Consider the following 17,075-nt stretch of genomic DNA (forward strand, 5'->3'; position numbering starts at 1 on the left):
AGAGGAACCGAGCATCGGTTCCTCTATTTTTTACACCCAGTTTACGTTTGCTTAATATGCCGCTGACGAATATCCTTCATAATGTTGGTATATGGCATTCGATCGGTAAACAATTTGGTGCACGATATCGAATGCAATAAATCGTTCAACCGATTACTTACTAAAAGAATTGTGGGAGGGACTATTTTGAAATCCAAAATTTTAGTTGTTGATGACGAACCTTCAATCTCTACCCTCATTGAATATAATTTGAAGCTGGCCGGCTATGACGTTCTGTGTGTTTATGATGGGGAGGCTGTATTTGATGTTCTATCCACTTTCCGTCCAGATCTGATCATACTTGACCGCATGCTGCCGAAGAGCGATGGATTGGAAGTATGCCGCAAGCTGCGCGTGGCGAACAATATGGTGCCTGTCATTATGCTGACAGCGATGCATGAAATAGGCGATAAGATTGATGGATTAGATAATGGGGCTGACGATTATATGACGAAGCCTTTCTCCCCGCAGGAGCTTATATCCCGCATTCAGGCTGTTATGCGCCGCATCCGTTCCCTTCCTCTTGTAGATGAAGGACAGGTGTACCAAATCGGCAGTCTGCACGTCATGGCAGATCAGCGAGAAGTGAAGCTGGAAGGCCGGGATGTGGAGCTAACTCCGAAGGAGTTCGAACTGCTCGTCTTCCTATGCCGTCATCGCGGCAAGGTATTGAGCCGACAGCAGCTGCTGCACGGCGTATGGGATTATCACTTCCTCGGCGATACACGCATCGTCGATGTCCATATTAGCCATCTGCGCGACAAGCTGGAAAAAAACGCGCGCAGCCCTGAATATATCATGACGATTCGCAATGTAGGCTACAAGCTTACAGAACCGACAAAGCGTCACTTGGCCTAACTTATTCCTCATTTCCGATATAGCCCCGCCTGTTTCCCCGAGCAGGCGGGGTTTTTATTTGTTTTTCCTGCATAATCAACTCACTGGGCTATTATGAATGAACGAACACAATTTCATGACCATGGAGGGTGCTATGGCGAACATTGTTAAAATTCGAGCAAGTGTTTTTATACCTATGTCTTGGACGGAGCCGAAGCAAGAGTTGGATACGGGAAATATCATTCAATACGAAGGCGACACTCGCGAATTTACACCCTATGCCGTAAACGCGATGCGTTCCAGAGTGGAGCAAGAAGTTGTTGTTGATTTTTATAAAAAGGAAGTGTTCTCCTATTCGAATACTGGCATCACAACAGAAAAAGTGACTCACCCAGATGGCTCTGAGCATAAAAGAACCGGCAAAGCCAGTACAGAGGGAATTTTGTGTTCCCATATTCGTTGGGGCTCTAATGAAGTCATGTTCCAAATGCGTGCAAGTGCCAGTAATCCATTACTAGCACTTGCGCCTCCTGTTGATTATTTATTACACATACGAGTTACAGAAAATGGTGCCGTTGAAGTTGAGGGCAGCCATGATGGATTCCCGTGTTTTGAATTTTATAAGCAAGTAGACTTTGGAGCATTTGAACAAATCTATATTCATGATTTCAGAGAAACCGGAGATACCGCTCAAGCTCTGGCCGGGGAAATGGAGTACCATTTCAAAAAAGTGTTATAACGGAAAATTGGCGCTCTATACAGGCAAACAAAAAAACGAGCTAGCGGGAGCAACTTCCCACTAACTCGTTTTTATTTATAAGAACAATGATTTCACTTTTCCCTTTAACCGTTGCGCTGTTGGAACTGCTTCATGAACTGCGCAAGAGCCTCACAGCTCTCATATGGAACTGCGTTATAGATGGAAGCACGGAGCCCGCCAACGCTGCGGTGTCCTTTCAGACCTACGAATCCTGCTTCGCCAGCTTGCTTAATGAAGGCCTTCTCAAGCTCTTCGTCCGCCAAGCGGAAGGTCACGTTCATGAGGGAGCGGCTTCCGCGCTCCGCACAGCCGCGATAGAACTCTCCGCTAGCATCAATCGTGCTGTACAAGAGTTCTGCCTTAGCTTGGTTATCGCGTTCAACCTGCTCAAGCCCGCCGCGCTCCTTCAGCCATTGCAGCACCAGATTGACCATGTAGATGGAGAAGGAAGGTGGTGTATTGTACAAGGAATTATTTTTATAATGAGTACTGTAGCGAAGCATCGTCGGAATCGTCTTCGGGCTGCTCGCAATTAGTTCTTCCTTCGCAATGACGACGGTTACTCCAGATGGCCCCAGATTCTTCTGAGCGCCTGCGTAGATCATGCCGAACTTGGATACATCTACTGGACGGCACAAAATGTCACTGGACAAATCCCCAATAAGGGGTACAGAACCGCTGTCTGGATAAGCATGGTACTGCGTTCCGCCAATTGTCTCATTGGAAGTGATGTGCACATAGGCCGCATCCTCTGGTGCGACTACCTCTTCTGGCATCGGAACGCGCATAAAGCGATCCGCTTCTGTCGAAGCAATAACGCGCGTTGCACCAATCAGCTCGGCTTCTTTAATTGCTTTCTCCGCCCAGCTTCCGGTATGTACATATGCGCCTACTTTGCCTTCAGTGAGCAAATTCATCGGCACCATCGCGAATTGTGTGCTAGCTCCGCCTTGCAGGAACAATACATCGTACCCGGAAGGAATGTTCAGCAATTCCTTCAGCAATTGTTTCGCTTCATTATGAACCTGTTCATATACCGCTCCGCGGTGCGACATTTCCATAATGGACATGCCTTGCTCTTGAAAATCTACGAATTCGGCTTGTGCTCGCTCCAATACAGCCAGCGGCAGCGCTGCCGGCCCTGCATTAAAATTGTACGCGCGATGTTGTCCCATCGGTTTCTCCCACCTTTGTCTCCATGACTAGCATGTTCGTAGGCGCCCATAAAATGATCCGAACGTCTTCTGCTAGCGATATTTTATCGATAATGATAGCAGTATTTGGGTTCGCCATCAAGGAGCAATCCATATGTTTTGCAATAGATTGACTTAGTCATCGAGCGATACTCATTACTTATAAGGTATAGTTGAACCCATAATTGTTAAGCTTTACCTACGGATTCCCCCTTAACGAGGGTAACGTAGACGCGCTCATGCTCAACCTTCTCCTCCGCAATCATCTTAAGCAGCTGCTCGCATGCGAGCGAGCCCCACTTGTGCTTGGAATAATCGATGGTTGCGAGTCGCGGCTGCATATAGCGAGTCAGCTCAATATTGTCAAACCCGATCAGATGAATATCCTCGCCAACACGGAGCTCTGTATCTGATATGCGATTGTACAACCCAACCGCCATTTCATCGTTCAAGCAGAATACAGCTGCTGGCCTAGTGTACTCCTGCAAGATTTGCTCGGCAGCCTTCTCACCGCCGCTTTTGTTGAAGTCGCCGACGATTTCAACCCACTCCACATTCGCTGCCCGATCCGATACGAGCTTCACTGCCTTCATCCGCTGCTCAGAATCATACGATCCAGGCGGGCCTGTCACAATATAAATCTTCTGGTGCCCCTGCTCCACCAAATATTCCGTCGCCAAGGTCGCACCCGCCTTGTTGTCCAACAGCACCTGATTAATGTTCGGATGATCCAATTCCCGATCCATCACCACAATCTTATGATTGCGATCAGCGTACATAAGCAGTTCCTCGCTCGTGAACGTCTGATCGAGAATGACGGCGCCGTCGATCATTCGTTCCGGCAGCATGCGGTGAGACTGCTTCCCACTGCATACGATCAGATCATAGCCCTGCGCATTGCATACCTTCTTCATGCCGTCCAGCAATTCGCCATATACTTCGCCCTTGAAGTCTGTTAAAAAGGCGCCGATGATCTTCGTTTCTCTTTTTTTCAAATTGCGGGCAGCGGCGTTCGGTACATAGTTCAATTCTCTGGCAATAGCCAATATTTTTGAGCTTGTCTCATCCGTCACCTTGCTGCTGCCATTCAGGGCATAAGATACCGTTGAAATTGAAACTCCTGCTTTTTTAGCGATATCCTTTATACTGACCACGTGTCCTCAATCCTCCGTTTGATAACCAATCCTTCTTCCTTATGATGTTGCATCTGTTCGGATGCCGCTTTGTCTTACTGAGATGTGCCGATGTCCGTTCATACTCTTCAGATGTCCTTTCCCTATTGTAGCATTATAGGGAAAAGGGCGACCCGGAAAAGATCGCCTTTGCCTTCCTTACATCCATATTTCTATCCGATTTCCACCGCTTCTCCATTCGCGTTCCATATCCGCACTTGCGATTTGTATGCCAGCCTGCCGATACGGGTTATTCAGCCGCTCCGCATTCACCTGCGTCCCATTTATCGCCGCGCGGCTCACGCCACCGCCTGCAATATGATAGATGAAGGTAACCTGTCTTCCGGCAAATTGATAGTCAAAATGCAGCCCATCCATCGTGTTCGGAAGCACAGGATCAATGACCAAATCGCCTCCAGCCTGCCGAATACCAAGCACATTTGCAATTAGCTGATTCATATAGATTCCCGGACCACTGGAGTAGATTCTCCATCCGCCCTTCACCTGCACCGATCCACTGCGAAGCGCATCCATATTCGCCTGCGCCTCATACCGGGAATGAAACTTCCCGTCAGAGCTGCTGAAGTAGGCATTGCTTTGGCGCAGCTCTGCGTTAGGGACGACTTCCCGAATACCAACGGGATTAATCGTCTCCAAGCCCCGCCAAGCATCGTTCGCACACCCAAGCTTCGCCATCGCTTCAACATAACGAATATGCGCATGCACATACTGCAGTCCTACCTCGCGTCCGAAGTTCGACGCCTGCTCAGCCCGCTTAAAGTGAGTGCTGACGCCGCCCGCATATTGAGCCGGTCGATTCATAAGCCGCACACCATCCGGGAACGACAGATTATCCTGAATCAAGCGATAATTAATGTGAGCCTGCTTCTCATCGACCAGTTCGGCAATTATGCTGCGCGTCATCGGCAGAAGCCGATATTGAATGCCAGTATCCGTGTCTGTCGGATGCAGCATCAACTTGGCATGCGCCGGATCTTCCATATAGATGAAGCCGGGAATAACCTCCGTGTGCAGCATGCAGCGCTTATAGTCCTGTTCAATGCCGGATGCGATCTCTTGCAATTCCTCAGCCAGCTTCTTGTCCACTGCCAGCAGCACATCAGCGAATTGCTTCATTGCTTGATACGTAAGTGCCACGGTCCAACTGCTGATCATATATTTCTTCAACTGCGCATTCGCCGGCTGCAGCGTATCATCCCAATCTCCATCGCCATAAGATGATAAATGCGTATCATGTAGGAAATGATTGCGAATATACGATATTTCCTTGATGGCATGCTCCAGTATGGTCGCCTTATCCGCCGTAAAGTCAAAACGCTGCTTCATGGTATAAGGAACCTTTTCCTTCAAAATACTGTAATCCCCGGTTGCCGTCAAATAATCGCCCAGCACCTTGAGCGGCCACACGATAATATCCCCGTGGCTCTCCTCCTGCTGTACCGTAAAGTACTCATCGAACATAAACCATTGCGGCCAGTTTCCATCATCCTCATATTGGTGGGAATAGACCATCTTCACAATATCCCGCACCTGCTCGTACTTGTGAGTAGCCATGAAATATTCAACTGGCCCTTGGCATACGTCACGCGTCCCCCAAGCCGCTCCGCCATACTGTTCTAGTCCGTGCGGCACTGCATAATGAACGAGCATGTTATGTGTGTACCACCACGCCAAGGCATTCATCTTGAATAGCTCATCGGATTGTCCCGCTCCATACGATAGATGGAATTCGTTCATCAAGCCTTTCAAAAATACACGGTATGCGTCCATTTCGGTTTGGATATCATGTGTCCCCAGGGAGTGTTCCGAATTCGCTGCGTTCTCTCGTCCGTCCAGTAATCCCTGAATTGTTAACGTCCATTCTTGATTCATATCAAGCTGCATGACAACAAGTGAAGCGTCACCAGATTGGATGCCGCTTGCCAGCATCGTCTCATCACCGATCGTCACTGACGCCCCTTCCACCCACATGCGATATTCAAGATTCGGGCACACCTTAGCGCTCAGCGATTCCCGATTCGCATGGAAGATCAGCGTTCCGCCCTCCTGCTTCATGTGAACCGGAACCTCGTACTCGTTGACATTCATCGTCACTTGATTGGTGACCACATACTTATAGGCCTTTCCATTCACAGAGCGGACGTTCAAGCGGATCTCAGGCGCGTCCGATGCCGTGTAATTCGTCACAATTAGCATGTCGTCGTCAGTCTTGTAATACCAGCGCGCGTAATTGAAGCCCATCTCGAACATGGACGGCATCGCGAGCAGGCGATACTTTCCGTTCAAGTGTATATAGACGCGTTGCCCAGACGTCTTTGGCACGTTCAGCGGGTTGCGGGCATTGCTCATCATTTTATTGAAATTTGTGTTGCCGACCACCACATGTGAGTTGAAAATGCCGTACATATAAGCAGTCGACGTTATGACCTGCGCGCCAAGCTTCACGCTGGTTCCGCTCATTACGATATGACCATGCGGACGTTCAACGAGCAGTTCCTTCTCTTTCAGCACGACATGCTCGTAGGAATTTGTGAAGAAGGACAACAGCTTGCCATCCATGCGCTCTTCCTGATTACGTTCTGGAAAAAACGCCTGTACTTCTGCTTCTGTCATCGAAAGCGTCCGCAGGGGTTCAGCAATATCGGCATTGAAATGGACAGGATTTAACGGACTCGATGCTGCATTTTTTTCGCCCGCAGCTATATGACTTGACTCGGACAAGTAGGCTTCCCATGCCTGCCGAACCTCGTCCCGATACTCCAGCTCCGTTATTGCAGCCGTATGTTCTGTTTTGTACAGGCCATAAAATACAAACCGCTCTTCTCCATGAAGCGTAACACGCTCCGATTGCAGCGCAGTATAGGCAAACTCGTACTGATACACTTCATTGGATAGACAAGGCTTGCTCACACTCACTGGTATGTTGGTTTCCTTATAGGACAATCCGAAAAATTGAAACCCGTCGGTCGAGTAGCCAATTGCACGGCTGAGCGCTCCCTGCTGTAGATAAGGGAATAATCCACCTTGCGGTTGGTTCTGGCGTGAGCATACAACACAGCCGATCTCTTCATCCTCGAAGACAGCATGATCGATATATTGCGACAGATACGCCTCGTTGCTGCGTACCGCACCTACTGAAGCAATGCCAAGATCTTGGCCATACAGAATATCGACAGTTACACCTTCCCCGCGCACAGCAATATCCCAGAACCAAATGCCCTCTTTCAGAAGTGCAAAGGTAACCGTATACGCTACTCCCTCGACGGCCCCTTCCCATACGGCCTGGTTCCCTTCCATCCGCACTGCGCTACGCGAGCGAATCCCGAGCAGCGGATAGAAGCGGATACCCGAATCGTCGTGAATCCGCAGATATAAGTTGTTGAGCGAGCCATCAAGCGGACTCGTCACCAACTGATTGAGCATAATCTGCCCGCTAACTGCTTGATGCAAATCACCACTCGGCCAAAATGTAAAGCGCAATTCGCCGGCTTGTAACGTAAACTTCGACTGCGTTGATCTCTCTATTGTCGTCATGTCTGCCCTTCCTCCTATCCCAGCTCATAGCAAGGCATCTTTTGTATCTATAAATCTAGTTCTAGTTGTTCTAGTAAGGCTATGCCTTCTTAGTCATTCATCTTGTATTGACGAAATCAGTATCAGCGAACAAGTCGGAAAGAATCTTGCAATGTATCGCGACTGTTCGATCCAACATGTACTTGGAACATCCCTTCGTCGCTTGCCAAGCGAAGATCGGAATGGTGATATCTCAGCTGCTCCTCGGTTACGTGGAAGAGGATTTCCTTGCTTTCTCCTGATTCCAACTTAATCTGCACATAGTCCTTCAGTTCGCGCAGCGGACGAACAACCTCGCCTGATATGTCGCGGATATACAGCTGTACCGTTTCCACACCTGCTCTCGCTCCTGTATTCGTAACCGTTATGCGGATTTCAAGCTTCTCCTCATCTGATATCTCGCTGCTGGAAAGCTCCAGATTGCTGTAGGCGAACGATGTATAGGACAGTCCATAGCCGAACGGAAGCAGCGGATCATTCCAGCAGTCGATATATTTCGAGACATAGCGTTCATCCGTCTTGCTCGGATTCAGCGGCCGGCCCGTATTGAAATGATTGTAATAAACCGGAACCTGTCCGACCGATTGTGGGAACGACATCGTAAGCCGCCCTGACGGATTCACCTTGCCGAGCAAGATGTCCGCAACTGCTGCTCCTCCTTCACTGCCAGGGAACCATGCTTCCAATACAGCATCCACTGATTCGATGACGCCGTGCAGATCAAGAGGCCGACCATTGAACAAGACAACAGCCATCGGCTTGCCAAGCGTCTTCAGCTGCTTCACTAGATCAAGCTGCACTTCCGGCAGACGGAGATCCGTACGAGAGGCGCCTTCGCCACTCATCGCGGATTCCTCACCCAGCGCAAGCACGATGACATCCGCGGCAGCAGCCGTATTGAGAGCTTCCTTCAACTGAGCTGCTGTCATACACTCGATCCCGCATCCAGCCGCGATGCTCAACTGCCCGCTTGGCAGCCGCTCCAACAAGGCATCGCCCAGCTTCACCGCATCCTCCTTCGCACCGACGCAGGACCACCAGCCTAATATGTCCTCGCTCTGGGCGAATGGCCCAATCAGCGCCACCTTAGTATCAGGCTGCAGCGGCAGTATGCCGTTATTTTTCAGCAGAACGCAGGATTTAGCTGCCAGCTCGTAGGATGCATTGCGATGCTCCGCGCAGAAAAGAATCTCACGCTCCCGTTCCGGATTCGCGCCGCGCAGTGGATTCTCGAACAGTCCCAGCTTGTCCTTAAGGCGCAGAATGCGCAGCACCGCTTCATCGACAAGCGCCTCATCTACCTTGCCTTCGCGGATAAGTCCCGGCAAATGATGTACGTAGCACGGCGTCATCATCTCGATGTCCACGCCCGCCCGTATAGCACGAAGTGCTGCCTCGCGATCATCCTCAGCCGCACCGTGAGCAATCATTTCCCGTATGGAAGCCCAGTCCGATATCACAATGCCGCCGAAGTCCCATTCCTCACGCAGAATTCCGCGCAGCAGCTTCTCATTGCCTGTCGCTGGTATACCGTCGACGGTATTGAAGGAGGACATGACCATCTCGCAGCCTTCGTCCAGTGCTGCCTTGTACGCAGGCAAGTAATATTCGCGCAAGGCTCTCTCCGACATATCAACCGTGTTGTACTCGCGGCCTCCTTCCGGTGCCCCATAAGCGGCAAAATGCTTTACACATGCGGCCAGCCGCTCCAAATCTCCCTTTATATCGCTGCCTTGATAACCGCGCACGAACGCCCGCGCGAATAAGCTGTTCAGATGCGGATCCTCGCCCGTCGTTTCCATCACTCTTCCCCAGCGCGGATCACGCACCAGATCGACCATTGGTGCGAACGTCACATGAATGCCCGAGACAGCCGACTCTCGCGCCGCGATTGCCGCACTCTGTTCTGCGAGCTCCGTATTCCACGAGCAGCCGATCGCGAGCGGAATCGGGAAAATGGTCTTGAAGCCGTGAACGACATCTGCCATGAACAGAAGCGGAATGGCGAGGCGGCTTTTCTTCATATAATTCTGCTGCACATCGATTACCGCCTGCGCCCCGGACAAGCCAAGCACAGAGCCGCTCGCCGCAACCATCTGCTCCGTTATGCCCATTTCCTCCATCGGCCCCGTTACCTGCCCGTCGCTGTCCGAGCCTTCATGAAAATGTCCCGTAAGCTGCAGCAGTTGAGCAATTTTCTCTTCCAATGTCATCTGTTGTACAAGCGCTTGAAGTTGTTGATTATCCATAATAGTTCCTCCACGGTTCGAATTTCTCGTATGAACGATCATTGACTTGTCATCATTCGAAGGGATTTCATTTTCATTTCCTAAAATAGTGATTCTCCTTCCTCAGGGACTTGCGCAATAGATGACTCCGTTGTACATACACCAAAGTGCAGAGAATCATCGGTTGTGCAAATTCCTCATTGAGAAGAATAATATTGTGGAGAAGGAACCCGGCAGCAGCAATCCGTTTGCACAGTTGGCATACCGGGTTCATCTTTAAACAAATCGTACCTATTTCAAATTGTTCAGCTCATCCAAAACCGGTTGAACGAGCGACATTTTGCTCTCCACCCACTTCTTCCAGTTCGATTCCAGATCACCGCTCTGCAAAATGAGATTCGTATACTCCGTCTCATAATCGAAGGTTGCCTGGTTCTTCACCTTGGAATCGTGCAATTGAACCGTCCAGTCGTAAGCAGCCAGCTTGCCGCCCTCTTTGCCCAGCTTCGCCTTATTCTGATAATGAAGAACGGCGCGTTCGCGATATTCCTTCTTAATCGCCGGGTTAATGATGCTGAAATCATCTCCCAACAAATACAATCCTTCGAAGCGGCTTGGATATTTATCCTCAAGCGATGTCCCTTCCGGCAGCAGGCTTGCCAGCTCCTTGTTGTCGCCGTATTTCCAGTCCTTGCCCTCAAAGCCCATGTTCAAGAGCATTTGTCCTTCTTTGCTAGTCGAATAATCCAATAAGTCCATAACCCGTTCAAACTTCTCTTTGCTGATGTTCGGCGAGAAAATAAGCGCCGACCAGAAATTCACCTGCTCCAAATTGCGATATTTGCCGTCGTCGCCGAGCACGATTGCGGTATGAACAAGATCATCGCTGTTCACGCCCAGGTTCTTCTTCATAGCCTTATCCACGTCTTGTCTGTAGGAAGCCAGACCGCCAAGGCTGGTAACTGCCGCAACTCCTTTAACGCGGAAGTTGTCGCTGCCCTCGCTGTTTTTCCATGTATAGAACTCAGGATTCAACAGTCCTTCCTTGTACGCCTGCTGCATCAGCTTCAAACCGGCAAGCGTATCTGGATCCGCTGCTCCCCAGTGATATTTGCCGTCCTCTCCTTTATAGAAGGCAGACTCCACACGGGAATGCTCGCTGTTCGGCATAATGATGTTCGTCAATGCATCTCCTGCGTTGTAGGAAAGAGGCACCAGATTCGCACCGACCTTGCCCGGATCCTTCTCCTTCACCAGCTTGGCATACGTCATTAATTCAGTTGTTGTATACACATCCTTCAATTCGAAGCCAACAGCCTGTGCCCAGTCCTTGCGCAGGGCAATAACGCCGATTTGGTTGACGAGTGGATCAGCAGGCTTGTTCTCGTAGTACACTGGACGCGGCAGAATATACGTGCCGCCCTTCAGCTCTTCCAGCTTCTCGCCAAGCCCAGTCAGCTTGTAGGCAGCAGCTACGTTCGGCCAGCGCTCCTTCCAATCATCCGGGAACTTGTACAGAAGTCCTTGGTCAATATAGTTCATCGCGTCGCCGTGAATGTAGTTCCATGTAGCTACGTCAGGCAGATCGCCGGAGCTGACCCACAACCGCAGCTTCTCCGCCCATGAATCCCATTCGATGAAATTGTAGTCCCACTCTAGATTGAACTTATCCATCCAGAACTTATGGAACTCATTGTTTAATTGTTCGTCCTTCAGATTAATGGTGCTTGCCACGGAAATGTTGAGTTTGTCCTTGTAACTTCCGTCTGCATCCTTCTCGTTGCCTCCTTGCGCTCCCTCCTTCGAGCATGCCGTAGCCAGCAGCATTACCAGACATAGCGAGAGGAGAAGAATGGATCTTACCGACAGCTTTTTGTCTGCATTCATGTTTTGTCGCCCCTTGTTTTTTGGATAATAGATTTTTGATGCATACTGAATATTGCCTTCATACCATCATGCAAAAATAACAAAAATCTATGTGTATCATCAGGTCTTAATAGCCCCTGTCAACACCCCTTTAGCGAAATGCTTCTGAAGCAGAGGGAAGAAGCACATGATAGGCACCATCGTGACGAACACCGCAGCCATCTTCATCCCCGTTGAAAAAGCTTGCTTGCCGACAGCATCTACGCTTGACGCATTGGATGCGTTCGTCGACGATTCTACAATAATGGTGCGAAGCACATTCTGCAGTGGAAGCTGATCTGCCTTGCGCAGGAAGATCATCGCATCATACCAGCTGTTCCAATACGCGACACCATAGAACAGCGTAATGGTTGCCATAATGGGAGCAGCCAGCGGCAGCACGACGGAGAACATAATTCTCCATTCGCCCGCACCATCCAAGCGTGCGGACTCCATCAGCGATTCCGGAAGGCTGTAGAAATAGTTCATCATTAATATCATGTTGAAGGCGCTGAAGCTGCCGGCAAAAATGACAGACCATAATGTCCCTGTCAGATGCAGGGATTTCATGATCAGGTACAGCGGAACAATACCGCCGTTGAAGATCATCGTGAACAACACAAGGAAAAAGATGATCCGCTTGCCCGGAAACTTGCTTCTGCTAAGTCCGTAGGCCATGCTGCTAGTCAGGAACAGGCTTAGAGGCAAACCGACAATTAGCAGCTTGAAGGTGTTCCAGTATCCCATAAGAATGCTTCCGTCCGTGAAAAGCGCCTTGTAAGAGGCCAGCGTTGGATTTTTCGGGAACAGCAGGAACGGATTGTCGGCGTACTCCTTCGGCGTCGAGAATGAAATCATAATGACGTTCCAGAACGGAATGAGAATCAACAGTGCAATACCAAGTAGAATGACAAATAAGATATAGTCGAGAGCAGTCATCTTCTCTCTGCGGAACGATGACCGCCGTGCAGTTTTCTTGCTCATTGTTGCATCCCCCCTTATCGGAATAGCCCGTCTCCGCCCAGCATTTTCGCTACTCGATCGGCAGCAAGCAGCAGGATCATATTCACCAGAGATCGGAACAAGCTGACCGCCGTTGAGAACGAGAAGTCAGTCGAAGATTGGAAGGTGATCCGGTAAATGTACACATCCAGTACCTCAGACACATTCTTCGTAGCTGCATTTGCCAAGTTGAAAATTTGATCAAAGCCCGATGACATCAGTCCGCCTACGGACAGAATGAACATGACCGTGACGGTTGGCATAATGTTGGGCAACGTAATGCGGAACACCTGCTGCATCCGTGATGCCCCATCAATTTGGGCAGATTCGAATTGATCCTGATCGATACCCGAAATAGCGGCCAAGTAGATAATGGCTCCCCAACCGGCGGATTTCCAGATATCCGTAAGCAGCAGCATCGGAACGAATGTGCTCTCTGACCCAAGAAAATTAATCGTTGGCAAGCCAAGCAGCGTCAGCGTGCTGTTCAAGAGTCCATCGTAGGCTAATACGTTAATCACGATCCCTGAGACGATAATCCACGACAAGAAATGGGGAAACGTCAGTATGGTTTGAAATACCTTTTTCGCACGCTTCATTCGAAGCTCGTTCAGCATGAGCGCCAGCAGGATCGGAAATGGAAATTGTATGACCAGCTTAATGATGTTGATGTACAGCGTCCGCCACAGCGCATCGAGGAAGGCAGGATCACGGAACACGTACTTGAAATTTTCGAACCTGACCCATGGACTGCCCCAAATGCCCAAGTTCGCCTTATAATCCTTGAAGGCAAGCGATAAGCCGCCCATTGGCAAATACGCAAATAATAGTAGCCAGATCAGCCCAGGAAGGAGCAGCGTATATACCATTCGATGCTTCCATATTTCACTGAACAGCGCTCCCAGCTTCGAACGACTCTTCAGCTTGCCGTCTGGCCCCTGCAAGGCTGCAGATTTCACATTGCATTTCCCCTCTCAGATAGCTACTTGTTGTCAAAAAGAAAGTCAAACGCTGTCCTCAAATGCTTCTCCCAAAATACCCAGTCATGGGTGCCTGAATCTTCAACATAGCGGAAATGGAACCCGGATGAGGAAGCGGCATTCATGCGCGCAGCAAATGCTCGATTCATTTCGATGAAAGGATCTTCCGAACCGCAGCAGCACAGAATGGACGGTATCGCACTTCCCGCTTCTATCCTCTTGGCAGCCAGCGCATATAGATCCTGCTCGGGCTTCACGAGTAAATCCATGCCAAACACCGCCTGCATCTCTCTCACCATTCCTTGGGGCATATCGGGATCGCGAAGTCGGCGCTGCATATCGGTCACTCCGGACAACGATACTGTCTTGGCGTATCGCTCGGGATAGGTAAGCGCACATTTCAATGCGCCATATCCCCCCATCGACAAGCCCGCAACGTATGTATGCTCTGGCTCGACATTCAACTGGAGCAGCTTGCTGCACAAATCGGGAAGCTCTTCGGTAATGAATGTAAAGTAGTCGAGTCCATACGCCATGTCTGTGTAATAACTGCGATTAGCCTCTGGCATAATTACCGTGCAATTGTGACGCTGCGCATATTGCTCAATCGTCGTCAGCCGCTGCCATGTGCTCGCATTATCACCAGCACCATGCAGCAAATAGAGCGTACTGCTTGGCGGAGTTTGCGATTCCAAGGGATAAATCACGTGAATGCTCGTGTTCATTCGCAAAACGTTCGACCCAGTTTCTATCGTTACATGCGCCATATGTAATCCCTTTCATTTTTGGATTTTTGAAATATAGTTCTGACTGCTAATAGATCATCAAACATCGACCGTTTTACATGTTCATTCGCTACTGTAATCCAGCTTTTCGTCTGCAACTAAGTGAAAATCACTCGCTGAAAACACATGATTGCGTAATGTAAGCAACTCTTTCGAATCGTTTCGACACAATCATAGATCTATGTTCCTGAATCTGTCAATGCTTTTTTTGGTGCATTCGATCAAAGGGGGAAAATTTGAATACTCATAATTGGCAATTACCCAGTTTTTGAGATATAAAATAAAAAGAAAGCGATTACTATAGACTCATTGACAACGCACTAGAACCAATGACATACTTGAAGTATAGATTTCATCATACATAATTGAAACGTTTCTATTCAATAGTGACGCGTGATTTCATGATTTTCATGAAGAGATTTAGATCACGTTTCTACATCGATCATCCCTGACATATTCAACAAGCGTTTTGGCGAAACGGAATGTGCTCGAATTCTAATGCGCGTGAAATGGTTTGGGCGGATATAGGAACATACCACTCATATTGAGAAAGGAGTAATGGAGATGATAGAACCCTCAAGCCTGACCGAATTCGTGAATCGGATTAAGGCTGAACAATTGCAGGTCACCTCTGTGCGGGTTCGTCAGGGCGGGAAATTGATCGGAAAGTGGGATCAGAACGAAGACAGTCGGCGGTTGCAGCACTCGATCAGCAAATCGTTTACATGCATGGCCGTCGGTCTCGCCATTGAGGAAGGCAAGTTGACCCTAGACACAACGCTAGGAGATATGTTCCCGCAGTACGCTCATATGCACACGGAGCCCAATCCCCTGCTTCACCCCGCAGGCATCAAGCTGGGCGAACTGCTTCGCATGTCTTCCGGTCATGACTCTCCCCCTCTCTGGGCAGAGGAACGAGCTTCGCTGCAGGAAACGGATTGGGTCCGCTATTACATGTCTCTGTCTCTGGATAGAGTGCCAGGCGAGCGGTTCACATACAGCAGCGGAGATACCTTCATGATCTCGGCAATGGTACAGGCAGCCGTCGGATTAACGGTGCACGACTACTTGCGTCCAAGGCTGTTCGTGCCGCTTGGAATTACAGAAGAGAAATGGGATTCCTCGCCGCTTGGCGTAACGCTGGGCTGTGCCGGGCTGGCACTTACGAACGAAGAACTGAGCCGCTTCGGCCAGCTGCTTCTGCAGCAAGGAATGTGGAACGGGGTACAATTGATCCCTGCCGATTGGATTCAGCTTGCAACGAGCAAGCAGATCGGCAATGAAGGCAGCCGTGACTGGTGTCAAGGCTACGGCTATCAATTCTGGATGTGCTCCCACAATGCCTATCGGGCGGATGGCGCGCATGGACAGTTCTGTATGGTCATGCCCGATAAGGATGCCGTGATCGCCATCAATAGTCAGGAAGATCGGCTGCAGGATATTTTGGATGCGGTGTGGTCAAAGATTTGGCCGATGCTATAGGTGTGGAAATGTTAAAAAGCCTTAGTTACATGACCTGAAGTACAAAGATGAGAAGTGACAGGAAAATCGGGATTAGCCAGCTATACCCTTTTCTACGATCCATTTGACTGGTGCTGTTGTGACTCTCCTTGCTCTGTTCTTTCTTGGCAATGATTCGCAGCAGCATATACCCTATATAAACAGCCGGAACAGACAAGGCTCCCCATCCTCCTATTATCCAATAATTCGGGGATGCTTCGGTTGAAGTGACGCCCATAACGAGGTCTCCACCCTTCAAATAGGAACCAATGACATAGGTTGTATTTGTGGCCAAGTGAATGACTATTCCCGGCCAGATTGACCGGGCATGAAGCACGATTATGGCTGAAACCCATGCGGAAAAGAACAGCTCCAGCAGCCGATACGGATTGTCGTGAAATAGAGCAAACAGGAGAGCACTCATCGCCGCTGCAAACCATTTGCCCTTTTCCTCATATCCGGACAATAGCACACCTCTAAACAGCAACTCTTCGCATATCGGAGGAAATACTCCGATAGCCATGATGAGCATGAGCAGCGATGTGAAGTCAGCAGCTAGTGGATAATAGGACATCTGATACGAGCGACCAAGAACATTCGAAATAAGCTCTGTGACTTGATGGATGAACAGCATTGGAACCTGACTGATTCCGTAAATTAGGAGGCTTAGCAGCATCGTACTTAATGATACGTGGCGGAATTTGAATACAGCCTTCCAAGACATCCGCTTGCTCCTTATGAATAAAATGGAAGGTAGTACATGCAAGCCAACTTGTGCAAACATGACATAGAGCAAGAATAGGCCCAAGTTTGCGTACAACGGCTGCTTGTCAGGAAAAATAAAAGTGGACAGCATATTGCTTAATACATAAGAGACAAGGAACAGCCAGCTCGCGTGTAATGCATGTATTCGTTGAGGCATCGGCACCTTTTCCTTTCCAAGATATCATTTCCCATCTACACATTCATTCCATTATCCCTATCTACTTCAGCATTCTAGTAGAAGCACAGTCATGTTTATCAACCCAGAAATGAGAATAATAGGCAAATCAAGCGTAAGCTGTCCGATTCGACATGTCA

14 protein-coding genes are annotated in these 17,075 nt (G+C 49.3%); 4 read left to right on the forward strand and 10 right to left on the reverse strand.

Annotated features, from left to right (window positions below; translation table 11 throughout):
* The first annotated feature begins 186 nt into the window (after nt 1–186).
* Together PBN151_RS25215 and PBN151_RS25220 are read left to right on the forward strand one after the other, a co-directional pair.
* Nucleotides 187–897 (forward strand): response regulator transcription factor, encoded by a 711-nt coding sequence (locus tag PBN151_RS25215; protein ID WP_021252585.1) that lies wholly within the window; start codon nt 187–189, stop codon nt 895–897.
* A 133-nt stretch (nt 898–1,030) separates the two neighbouring features.
* Nucleotides 1,031–1,615, forward strand: a complete 585-nt coding sequence (locus PBN151_RS25220) for a DUF3238 domain-containing protein (protein WP_072731312.1) — start codon at nt 1,031–1,033, stop codon at nt 1,613–1,615.
* Between the two features lie 104 nt (nt 1,616–1,719).
* Here PBN151_RS25220 and serC read toward each other — a convergent pair whose 3' ends face one another.
* The 5 genes from serC to PBN151_RS25240 all read right to left on the reverse strand — a co-directional run bounded on the left by serC (nt 1,720) and on the right by PBN151_RS25240 (nt 9,844).
* Nucleotides 1,720–2,811: a 3-phosphoserine/phosphohydroxythreonine transaminase gene (gene serC / locus PBN151_RS25225; protein ID WP_072731313.1), complete on the reverse strand. Its 1,092-nt coding sequence runs from the start codon at nt 2,809–2,811 to the stop codon at nt 1,720–1,722.
* A complete protein-coding gene (locus PBN151_RS31525; protein ID WP_174810067.1) occupies nt 2,783–2,929 on the reverse strand; it encodes a hypothetical protein in 147 nt (48 codons plus the stop codon). Before PBN151_RS31525 ends, serC begins: the two co-directional genes overlap by 29 nt.
* 88 nt (nt 2,930–3,017) lie before the next feature.
* Entirely contained in the window at nt 3,018–3,983 is a 966-nt protein-coding gene (locus PBN151_RS25230; RefSeq protein WP_072731314.1) for a LacI family DNA-binding transcriptional regulator, read from the reverse strand.
* 177 nt (nt 3,984–4,160) lie between these two features.
* Nucleotides 4,161–7,556 carry a GH36-type glycosyl hydrolase domain-containing protein gene (locus tag PBN151_RS25235; protein ID WP_072731318.1) on the reverse strand — a complete coding sequence of 1,132 codons (3,396 nt, stop codon included), beginning with the start codon at nt 7,554–7,556 and terminating at the stop codon, nt 4,161–4,163.
* A gap of 122 nt (nt 7,557–7,678) precedes the next feature.
* Nucleotides 7,679–9,844 carry a glycoside hydrolase family 3 N-terminal domain-containing protein gene (locus tag PBN151_RS25240; protein ID WP_072731319.1) on the reverse strand — a complete coding sequence of 722 codons (2,166 nt, stop codon included), beginning with the start codon at nt 9,842–9,844 and terminating at the stop codon, nt 7,679–7,681.
* 121 nt (nt 9,845–9,965) lie between these two features.
* Here PBN151_RS25240 and PBN151_RS32105 point away from each other — a divergent pair, with 121 nt between their 5' ends.
* Nucleotides 9,966–10,103: a hypothetical protein gene (locus tag PBN151_RS32105; RefSeq protein ID WP_227775076.1), complete on the forward strand. Its 138-nt coding sequence runs from the start codon at nt 9,966–9,968 to the stop codon at nt 10,101–10,103.
* A gap of 11 nt (nt 10,104–10,114) precedes the next feature.
* Here the strand turns inward: PBN151_RS32105 and PBN151_RS25245 are convergent, their stop codons facing one another.
* The 4 genes from PBN151_RS25245 to PBN151_RS25260 form a co-directional block, all read right to left on the reverse strand.
* The gene (locus tag PBN151_RS25245) at nt 10,115–11,710 is read right to left on the reverse strand and encodes an extracellular solute-binding protein (protein WP_072731321.1); all 1,596 of its coding nucleotides are present in this window, start codon (nt 11,708–11,710) and stop codon (nt 10,115–10,117) included.
* A gap of 99 nt (nt 11,711–11,809) precedes the next feature.
* The gene (locus tag PBN151_RS25250) at nt 11,810–12,712 is read right to left on the reverse strand and encodes a carbohydrate ABC transporter permease (protein WP_072731322.1); all 903 of its coding nucleotides are present in this window, start codon (nt 12,710–12,712) and stop codon (nt 11,810–11,812) included.
* Nucleotides 12,713–12,726: 14 nt separating this feature from the next.
* Nucleotides 12,727–13,689: an ABC transporter permease gene (locus PBN151_RS25255; protein WP_072731324.1), complete on the reverse strand. Its 963-nt coding sequence runs from the start codon at nt 13,687–13,689 to the stop codon at nt 12,727–12,729.
* Nucleotides 13,690–13,712: 23 nt separating this feature from the next.
* Nucleotides 13,713–14,477, reverse strand: coding sequence for an alpha/beta hydrolase (locus PBN151_RS25260; RefSeq protein WP_072731325.1), 765 nt, complete (start codon nt 14,475–14,477; stop codon nt 13,713–13,715).
* A 582-nt stretch (nt 14,478–15,059) separates the two neighbouring features.
* Here PBN151_RS25260 and PBN151_RS25265 point away from each other — a divergent pair.
* Nucleotides 15,060–15,977 carry a serine hydrolase domain-containing protein gene (locus PBN151_RS25265; RefSeq protein ID WP_072731327.1) on the forward strand — a complete coding sequence of 306 codons (918 nt, stop codon included), beginning with the start codon at nt 15,060–15,062 and terminating at the stop codon, nt 15,975–15,977.
* 25 nt (nt 15,978–16,002) lie between these two features.
* Here PBN151_RS25265 and PBN151_RS25270 read toward each other — a convergent pair whose 3' ends face one another.
* Nucleotides 16,003–16,917, reverse strand: a complete 915-nt coding sequence (locus tag PBN151_RS25270) for a type II CAAX endopeptidase family protein (protein ID WP_072731328.1) — start codon at nt 16,915–16,917, stop codon at nt 16,003–16,005.
* Between the last annotated feature and the right edge of the window lie 158 nt (nt 16,918–17,075).

Source organism: Paenibacillus sp. NAIST15-1, assembly GCF_001894745.1.
Taxonomy (GTDB): domain Bacteria; phylum Bacillota; class Bacilli; order Paenibacillales; family Paenibacillaceae; genus Paenibacillus_B; species Paenibacillus_B suaedae.

Coding starts and splice junctions, on each gene's coding strand:
- PBN151_RS31525 (WP_174810067.1), bottom strand. CDS start 2,929: ATGGCGAACCCAAATACTGCTATCATTATCGATAAAATATCGCTAGCA.
- PBN151_RS25220 (WP_072731312.1), top strand. CDS start 1,031: ATGGCGAACATTGTTAAAATTCGAGCAAGTGTTTTTATACCTATGTCT.
- PBN151_RS32105 (WP_227775076.1), top strand. CDS start 9,966: ATGACTCCGTTGTACATACACCAAAGTGCAGAGAATCATCGGTTGTGC.
- PBN151_RS25260 (WP_072731325.1), bottom strand. CDS start 14,477: ATGGCGCATGTAACGATAGAAACTGGGTCGAACGTTTTGCGAATGAAC.
- serC (WP_072731313.1), bottom strand. CDS start 2,811: ATGGGACAACATCGCGCGTACAATTTTAATGCAGGGCCGGCAGCGCTG.
- PBN151_RS25240 (WP_072731319.1), bottom strand. CDS start 9,844: ATGGATAATCAACAACTTCAAGCGCTTGTACAACAGATGACATTGGAA.
- PBN151_RS25270 (WP_072731328.1), bottom strand. CDS start 16,917: ATGCCTCAACGAATACATGCATTACACGCGAGCTGGCTGTTCCTTGTC.
- PBN151_RS25250 (WP_072731322.1), bottom strand. CDS start 12,712: ATGAGCAAGAAAACTGCACGGCGGTCATCGTTCCGCAGAGAGAAGATG.
- PBN151_RS25265 (WP_072731327.1), top strand. CDS start 15,060: ATGATAGAACCCTCAAGCCTGACCGAATTCGTGAATCGGATTAAGGCT.
- PBN151_RS25245 (WP_072731321.1), bottom strand. CDS start 11,710: ATGAATGCAGACAAAAAGCTGTCGGTAAGATCCATTCTTCTCCTCTCG.
- PBN151_RS25235 (WP_072731318.1), bottom strand. CDS start 7,556: ATGACGACAATAGAGAGATCAACGCAGTCGAAGTTTACGTTACAAGCC.